The organism is Roseateles sp. P5_E11, assembly GCF_054049355.1.
In genome coordinates, this window is the sequence record NZ_JBFUMO010000258.1 from 1 (window position 1) to 7,908 (window position 7,908).

7 protein-coding genes are annotated in these 7,908 nt (G+C 67.8%); all 7 read right to left on the reverse strand.

The window, feature by feature from the left end; translation table 11 throughout:
• Positions 1–94: 94 nt before the first annotated feature.
• Positions 95–676 (reverse strand): acyltransferase, encoded by a 582-nt coding sequence (locus tag ACXJKR_RS18230; protein WP_457324022.1) that lies wholly within the window; start codon positions 674–676, stop codon positions 95–97.
• 1 nt (position 677) lies between these two features.
• A complete protein-coding gene (locus ACXJKR_RS18235) occupies positions 678–1,748 on the reverse strand; it encodes a Gfo/Idh/MocA family protein (protein WP_056195838.1) in 1,071 nt (356 codons plus the stop codon).
• 37 nt (positions 1,749–1,785) lie between these two features.
• The gene (locus tag ACXJKR_RS18240; protein WP_457324023.1) at positions 1,786–3,258 is read right to left on the reverse strand and encodes a lipopolysaccharide biosynthesis protein; all 1,473 of its coding nucleotides are present in this window, start codon (positions 3,256–3,258) and stop codon (positions 1,786–1,788) included.
• Positions 3,255–4,529 carry a glycosyltransferase gene (locus tag ACXJKR_RS18245; RefSeq protein ID WP_457324024.1) on the reverse strand — a complete coding sequence of 425 codons (1,275 nt, stop codon included), beginning with the start codon at positions 4,527–4,529 and terminating at the stop codon, positions 3,255–3,257. The genes ACXJKR_RS18240 and ACXJKR_RS18245 overlap by 4 nt, the downstream gene beginning before the upstream one ends.
• Positions 4,529–5,488 carry a polysaccharide deacetylase family protein gene (locus tag ACXJKR_RS18250; protein ID WP_457324025.1) on the reverse strand — a complete coding sequence of 320 codons (960 nt, stop codon included), beginning with the start codon at positions 5,486–5,488 and terminating at the stop codon, positions 4,529–4,531. Before ACXJKR_RS18250 ends, ACXJKR_RS18245 begins: the two co-directional genes overlap by 1 nt.
• Positions 5,485–6,801, reverse strand: coding sequence for a putative O-glycosylation ligase, exosortase A system-associated (locus ACXJKR_RS18255; RefSeq protein WP_457324026.1), 1,317 nt, complete (start codon positions 6,799–6,801; stop codon positions 5,485–5,487). The genes ACXJKR_RS18250 and ACXJKR_RS18255 overlap by 4 nt, the downstream gene beginning before the upstream one ends.
• Positions 6,794–7,908 (reverse strand): glycosyltransferase (locus tag ACXJKR_RS18260; protein ID WP_457324027.1); only part of this gene is annotated, 1,115 nt, incomplete at its 5' end. The genes ACXJKR_RS18255 and ACXJKR_RS18260, both read right to left, overlap by 8 nt.

The window sequence follows — 7,908 nt, forward strand, 5'->3', positions numbered from 1 at the left end:
AGGATGTACTGGCCGTGGTCCAGCACCTTCTGGATGCGGGCGTTGATGTTGTCGCGCAGGGCCGCGTACTGGCTCTTGAGGTCGATGAAGTCCATCAGATGATCTCCAGGCGGTTGCCGCTCAGACGGTAGCGGTCGCCGGTGTGGGGGCAGGTGGCGTCGACGGGCTGTTCGCTCGCGACGGGCAATTCCAGGCGCTCGCCGAAGCGGCTCATCCAGCCGATCTGCTTGGCGGGCACGCCCACCATCAACGCGAAATCGGGCACGTCACGGTTGATGACGGCGCCGGCGCCGATGAAGGCGAAGCGACCGATGGTGGTGCCGCAGACGATCGTGCTGTTGGCGCCCAGCGTCGCACCCTGCTTCACGAGGGTGCGGCGGTATTCGTCCTTGCGCGTGACGGCCGAGCGCGGGTTGTAGACGTTGGTGAACACCATGCTGGGGCCGCAGAAGACGTCGTCCTCCAGCGTCACGGCGTCGTAGACGGAGACGTTGTTCTGGATCTTGACGTTGTCGCCGATGGCCACGTCGTTGCCGACATAGACATTCTGGCCGAAGGAGCACTTGCTGCCGATGCGGGCGCCGGCGCTGATGTGCACGAAGTGCCAGACGCGGCAATCGGCGCCCAGCTGGGCGCCTTCGTCGACGATGGCGCTTGGGTGGATGGTGGTGGCCATTTCAGTAGGCCAGCGGCAGGTTGATGCGCTTGCCGTCGCGGGAGCTCATGTACAGCGCGATCAGCAGCTCCAGCGACTTCAGGCCTTCGCGACCGTCGGTCTCGGGGTGGGCCTCGCCGCGCAGCGTCTGGATGACGTTGTCGTAGTAGAGCGGGTGGCCGAAGCCGTAGACCGAGGTGGTCTGGTAGCTCGCGTCCTTGATCAGCGCGTCCATCTCATGGGGGGCATCGAATTCCCAATGCTGGATCTCGTTGACCGCCAGGCCGCCGACGCGCACCGAGCCCTTCTCGCCCAGCAGGGTGATGGAGCCTTCGAGGTTCTTGGGATAGGTCAGCATGCTGACGTTAACGGTGCCCATGGCGCCACTGCGCCACTTCAGCGCAGCCGCGCCGCTGTCCTCGACCTCGATGTTGCGGGCCAGCGTGCCGGTGTAGGCCATGACACTCTCCACGGGGCCGCAGACCCAGTCGAGCAGGTCGATGTAATGGCTGGCCTGGTTCATGAACGCGCCGCCGTCGAACTCCCACGTGCCGCGCCACTCGGCGCTGTCGTAATAGGCCTGGGGGCGGGTCCAGAAGACGTTGACGGCGACGTTGTAGAGCCGCCCGAAGCGGCCCTCGCTCATCGCGCGCTTGAGCAGTTGCAGCGTGGGGTTGCGGCGGTTCTGTTTGACGACGAAGAGGCGCACGCCGGCGTCGTCGCAGGCCTTGACCATGGCCAGGCCGTCCTGCCAGCGCGTGGCCATGGGCTTCTCCGTCATCACGTCGATGCCGGCGCGGGCCACCTCGATGGCCTGGCGGGGATGCAGGCCGCTGGGCGTGGTCAGCACGACGCAGTCGATGCCGAGTTCGGCCTTGGCAGCCAGCAGCTCGGTCAACGACGCAAAGCCGCGGCCCCCCGTCTTGGCGACGGCGGCCGCCAAGGCCGCGGGGTCGGTGTCGCACACCGCCACGAGCTCGGCGCGCTCGGCGTGCTTCTTGATCGCCTCCATATGGTTCTGGGCGATGCGGCCGCAGCCGATCAGCGCGAAACGGACCAGGCGGCCGATGACGGGAGGGCGGGACTGTTGCATAGGGTTCACCTGTGAGGGTTCGGTCTGTCTTGTCGGTCTAGGCGGCATTGTCGGCAGCTCGCCGCCAGAACCGCGTCAGTCTTGCAAAGGCCGGATCGGCGGCCAGCGGGTGGCGGCACCAGCCCAGCGCCAGCAGCCACGAAACGCAGCAGCTGAGGATGGCCAGCACGAACCAGAGGATAGGCATGGTCTGGCCAGGCTCGCGCGGGTGAAGCACCAGCAGCAGCGCGGGCGGCGCCAGCGCGATCAGCGCCACGGCCATGCTGCGCACGAGCTGGCCACGCAGCACGCGCCAGTCGTTGGGCAGGAACTTGCCCTTCACGACATAGACCAGCGGCAGCTGCAGCAGCATGGCCAGCGCCAGCCCGGCGGCGCAGGCCCAGGGCTCGCGCCAATACGCCGCCGCCGCGACGATGAGGGCCGCGCGCGCCGGCTGGAAGACCACCTCCATGCGGGTCAGCAGGTCCATGCGGCCCATGGCCACCATCAGGTTGCCGATCAGGCTGATCRCCGCGGCCAGCGCGCCGGCCAGGCAGAAGATGGGCACCAGCGGCGCCGCCGCGTCCCACTGCGGGCCGAACAGCAGCCGCAAGGTCTCCAGCCCGTAGAGGGCGACGAAGCCGTAGAAGGGCCAGGCCACCACGCAGACATAGGTGACGCTGGCGATGTAGAGCGGCTCCATGGCCTGCTGCTCGCGCACGGCCTTTGCGAAAGCGGGATAGGCCACGTTGCGCACGGCGCCCATCAGGTCGCGATGGAAGAGGTTCATCAGGCCCTGGGCGCGGCTCAGCAGCGCGACGGGCGTGAAGCCCATCAGCTTGCCCACGGCCAGGTCGTTGATGTCCATGGACACCGACGTGACGACGCCCACGACCGAGCTCTGGGCGCCGAACTTGAACAGGCTGCGCCATTGCGACAACCCCGGCCGCAGCAACCGCCGCTCGCCCTGGGCCCACCAGGCGGCGAAGCCCGTGGTCGCACTGACGACCAGCGTGCCGGCCACGAGGCCGATGGGGCCCCAGCCGGCCCAGGACAGGCTGACGCTGGTGATGGCACCGGCCAGCGTCGCAACCAGGTTCGCGACGGCCAGGGCCTTGAAGGCGAGGCGGCGGCGCAGCAGCGCCAGCGAGATCGTCGAGAACGGCAGCAGCAGAAAGTTCATGGAGGCCAGCCACAGCAGGTCGCGCATGCGCGGCTCGCGGTAGAAGTCGGCCACCCAGGGCGCCACGGCAAAGACGATGAAGCCCAGACCGATGCCGATGATCAGCGTGACCCCCAGGGCCGTGCGGATGTGATCGTCGGTGAGGTCCTTCTCCTGGATCAGGTAGCTGGCGACGCCAAAGTCGCGCAGCACCTGGGCGATGCTCATGACAGCCAGCGTCACCGAGTAGACGCCAATCTGGTCCGGCGTCAGCAGCCGGGCAATGATCAGGTTGCTCGCCAGGTTGATGACGATCAGCGCATACCGCTCCGCGAAGGAGAACAGCAGCGCACTGCGTACGCCGCTCATCTCAGTGGCTCCAGGCGCCGGCCGTCGGCGGCCGCGTCCAGCACGCCGGCCAGACGCCGTGCTGTCGCCGCGCGGCTGTAGCGCTCGATATCGCGCGGCGTGTCCACGCTGGCCTCGCCACGCAGCCAGCGCTGCAGCGTCTGGGCCAGACCCGCCACGTCACCCGGCTCGACGCGCACGCCGCCGCCGGTGCCGTTGAGCACCTGAGCCACCTCGCTGGCCTCGGGCACGACGGCCAGGATGGGGCGACCACAGCCCAGGTATTCGAACAGCTTGCCCGGCAGCGACGCGGTGGCGTAGTAGCCCGTCGGCACCGGCAGGTAGAGCAGGTCGGCCTGCTTCATCAGCGTGACGGCCTGGCCGTGCGGCACGGGGCCCAGCTCCGTCACCCATGCGGTGACTCCAGCCTCAGCCGCCGGGCCTGGTTTGAAGCCAGCGGCCTGCACGCGCAGCCGCGCAAGCTCCGGGCAGCCTTGGGCCTGAAGCAAGGCGATGGCCGCATACAGGTCCTGCAAACCGTAGCCAGGGCGCCAGACGCCGGTGTAGGCGATGCGCAGCAGGCCATCAGCGACGGGCGAGGCCTCGCCAGCGAAGTCGGCCGGCTCGAAGCCGTTGGTGATCAGGTGCAGGTCGCCGCGGCCGCAGTCGCGGCCGACGCTGTCGACCAGCGCGTGGGTCACGGTGACGACGGCCGCCGCGTCGCGCGCCGCCAGCCGCTCCAGCGCCGGGTTCTCGCGAGCCTGCTCGGCCGACACCTGCTCCCAGGCCATGTCGCCGCTGGGCGTCCACTGGTCGCGATAGTCGAGCACATAGGGCTTGCCGGTGCGACGCGACACCTCGCGCGCGATCAGGAAGCCGGTCCAGGGCCAGCCGCTGGCGTAGATGGCATCGAAACCCGGACTCTTGTGCAGGGACAGCGCCCGCTCGACGGCCGGCTTGAGCCAGCCCGCGGCCTGGTCGGGCACTTCGGACCGCGCACGCAGCCGCCAGGCCAGCGCCGCGACGGCGCGCTCACGCAAGCGCCCGGGCAGCCAGCCCGCCCAGCGGCGGGCCAGCACGCGGCTCTGCAGCGGCACGCGCTCGACCCGCGTGCCAGGCCTGACCTCACTCAGCAGCTCCGAGTCGACGTGGGAGCGCGGGTCGGGCTCCAGGCTCAGCACCAGCGGCTCCCAGCCCAGACCGGGCAGATGGTTGGCGAAAGCGAGGCTGCGCCGTGTGCCGGAGTTGGCGATCGGCGGGAACAGGTAGGCGATGAAGAGGACGCGGCGCATCAGCTGAACAGGTTGCGCGCCAGCCGCAGGCCGAACTTCAGCCGATCGCGATCCCAGGGCGTGAAGCGCGGGATCTGGAACACGTCGTCGCCGCGGCGCGCCGCCGCCCAGCGCGTGGACACGGCCGCGTCGAAACCGAGTTCGCGCACGATGGCTGGATGCACCTCGGGAAGGTAGTCGGTACCCGGCTTGCCATTGGGATAGGCGAACAGGCCGACCTTTTCGCCCAGCAGCTGCTGCAGCGCATCGCGGCTGCGGCCGATCTCTTCGGCGGCCTGGCTGGCGTCGAGCGTGGCCAGGATGGGATGGCTGACCGTGTGAGCACCGATCTGCATGCCGGCACGACGAAGGCTGCGCACCTGCTCGCTGCTCATCATCAGGTCGTCCGGCGGGCGGACTCCGGCGCGCGCCGCGATGGCATTGACGCAGGCCAGCCGCGGCTCGGGCGGCAGGTACTTCACGCGTTCGATGAGCTTGCCCAGCATGGCGCGGCGGCCAGCGGTATCGCCCAGCGCATGCTGGCCCAGGTCCTCGCCACGACCGTCCTGCAGGCCACGCAGATCCAGCATGGACTCGGCCGTGAGCCGCACCGATTCGATCAGCGTGTCATTCCACATGCGGCCGCCATCCAGAAAGCCGGTGGCGACAAAGAAGCTGCAGGGCAGGCCGTGCTTCTGCAGCAGCGGCAGGGCGACGTCATGGTTGTCGGCATAGCCGTCGTCGAAGCTCAGCGCGGCAGCCCGTGCCGGCAGGCTGCCATCGTGAAGCTGCCGGATCGCCGTGTCCAGCGGCAGCACGTTGAACCAGGACTTGGCCCAGCCCAGCAGCTCATCGAAGCGGGCCGCGTCGACCTCGTCGGGGAACAGCGGGTCGGGCTCGCGCAGCACGCGGTGGAAGATCAACACGGTCAGGCGCGCACGCGCGCCGGCCGGGGACAGCAGGCTGAACAGGGGCTTCATGGCAGGGGGATGCTTTTCTTCTTCTCGAAGCGCTTCTTCAGGAACTCGGGCCAGTAGATGACCGGCTCCTCCTTCTCCCGCAGCCACTCCTTGCGCTCCAGCCAGCGCCGGCCGACGACGGCCAGCACCAGCACGTTGTACGGCAGGTCCCAGTAGCTCAGGCTCAGGAAGGCGCCGCCCACGGCATAGCCGGCCAGGCTCACCTGCAGCATGCCGCCGAGGTCCGACAGCCATTGCGTCTCGGGCTTGCCGCGCGCCTTCGTGCGCAAGGTGCCGGCCGTGAACCAGCCCATGGTGAACAGCGCCAGGAAGATGAACAGGCCGACGAAGCCCTGTTCGCCCAGCACCATGAAATAGATGCTGTGGGCCGCGTGCACGTCGTTGGGGTCCGGGCCATAGACGGCAAAGATGACCCCCGTCCAGATCATGAAGCCGCCGCCGAAGAAGTTGGATTTCGCCAGATTCCAGGCCATGCCCCAGGCATTGATGCGGCCCATGGCCGACTCGTCCTGCTGGTAGGTCTTGATGGTGTTCATGCGTTCCCACCATTCAGCCGGCATCAGCGACAGCAGGGCCACCGCGACGACGACCATCGTGACCGCACCCACCATCTTGTTCTTGCCGCGCCACCACAGCACCAGCGCCATCGCGGCAATGGCCAGCAAAGCGCCGCGCGAATGGCTGCCCAGGGCCGCCATCGCCATCAGCACCATGCAGATGGTCATCGTCGTCTTGGCCCATTTGGCCTTCATCTGCATCTGCAGGAAGCGCATCAGCGGGATGACGATGACGATGGCCAGCGCGATCTCGTTGTTGCYTTCGATATAGGTGTTCTCGGGCCCCCAGACTTTGTAGCTGCCGCCGGTCAGGACCGTGAAGGCGCCCCCCTTGACACCGAAGAAACCGATGGAGGCGACCAGCACCCAGGTCAGCAGCATCATGTGGCGCTTGCTGTGCAGCAACACCATGGTGACCAGGATCATCAGATCGATCTTCATGACCCGGCTCCACAACTCGAAGCTCTGATCAAAGATCATCGAGAACGGCAAGGTGATGCACATCCACAGCATGAAGACCATCAGCGTGACGTTCTCGCGGTTCAACGAATAGTCACGTCTGTCCTTCGTGATGAAGAGGCCGATCAGCGTCGCTCCGCCGATGGCGGCGGCGRAGGGCATTGTCTTCAGCGCCCAGGACAGCTGGTGGGGATTCATGATGCTGAGCCAAGTCCAGCCGAGGATGCCAATCCAAGGCCGCCTGAACGCCTGCAAGAAGATCCAGCCCAGGATCACCAGCAATGTCAGATCACGCATGCGCGGCCACTCCGGTGATGGACTTGAACAAGGCGATCTGACCGTCCGTCGTGGCCTGCCAGCTGAAGCTTTCGGCATAGCGGCGCGTGGCCGCGCGGTCTATACCCTTGGCCAGCAACGCCCCGATGGCCGCGGCGAACGCGCTGCCCGTGCGTTCGCTCACCAGCCCACCCGCCTCGGGTGCGGCAACAACCTCGGGCGTGCCCCAGATATCGGTGGCGGCGACCGGCGTGCCACAGGCCATGGACTCAAGCAGCACATTGGCCCAGCCCTCGCGGCTGGAACACAGCAGCAGCACGTCGGCGGCGCTGTACCACTTCAGCAGCTCGGTGTTGGGCAGCGAGCCCGTCAGGCGCACCTTGTCGGCGACGCCCAGACGCGCTGCCAGCGCCGTCAGTGCCGCCCTCTCCTCGCCCTCGCCGATGACGACGAGGCGGGCTCCGGGTCGTTGCTTCGCCAGCTCTGCCAGCGCCTCGATAGCGATGTGGTGGCCCTTGCGTTCGATCAGGTGCCCCACGGACAGCAGCAGCGGCTCGCCGGACACACCGAGCTCCGCGCGCATGTCGGCCTGCGGCAGGGGGCGGAAGCGCTCCAGGTCTACGCCATTGCGCAAGGTATTCAGCTTCGCCGGGTCATGGCCCCAGCCGCGCAGCACGTCCATCAAGGCGGCGCAGACGCCGATGGAGCCTGATGCGCGCTCGGCCGCCCACTCGATCATGCGTTTGGGCAGGGCGTACTGGGGAATGAGGTTCAGGTCGGTGCCGCGCGCGGTGATGGTCAGCGGCTTGTTGAACCACCTGGACAGCAAAGCCGCAGCGACGCCGTCGGGATAGTAGTAATGGGCGTCGATGAGGTCGAAATCGAAGCCCTCGTCGATCAGTTTCTGCACCGCGCCACGCGCGCCCAAAGCCAGCGTCAGCGGCGCCGACGTCATGCCCACTTTGGGCAGCAACAGATAGCGCGGGTGCAGCACATCCAGGCCGTTGCGCTGCTCACGCGCCGGCGTGGCGGCGAACCTGGCGTAGTCGCCCCAGCGAGGGCTGGTAGACRGAAACCAGGGCACGGGGGYCACGACGCGAGATTCGACCTCGCCGCTCTTCATCAGCT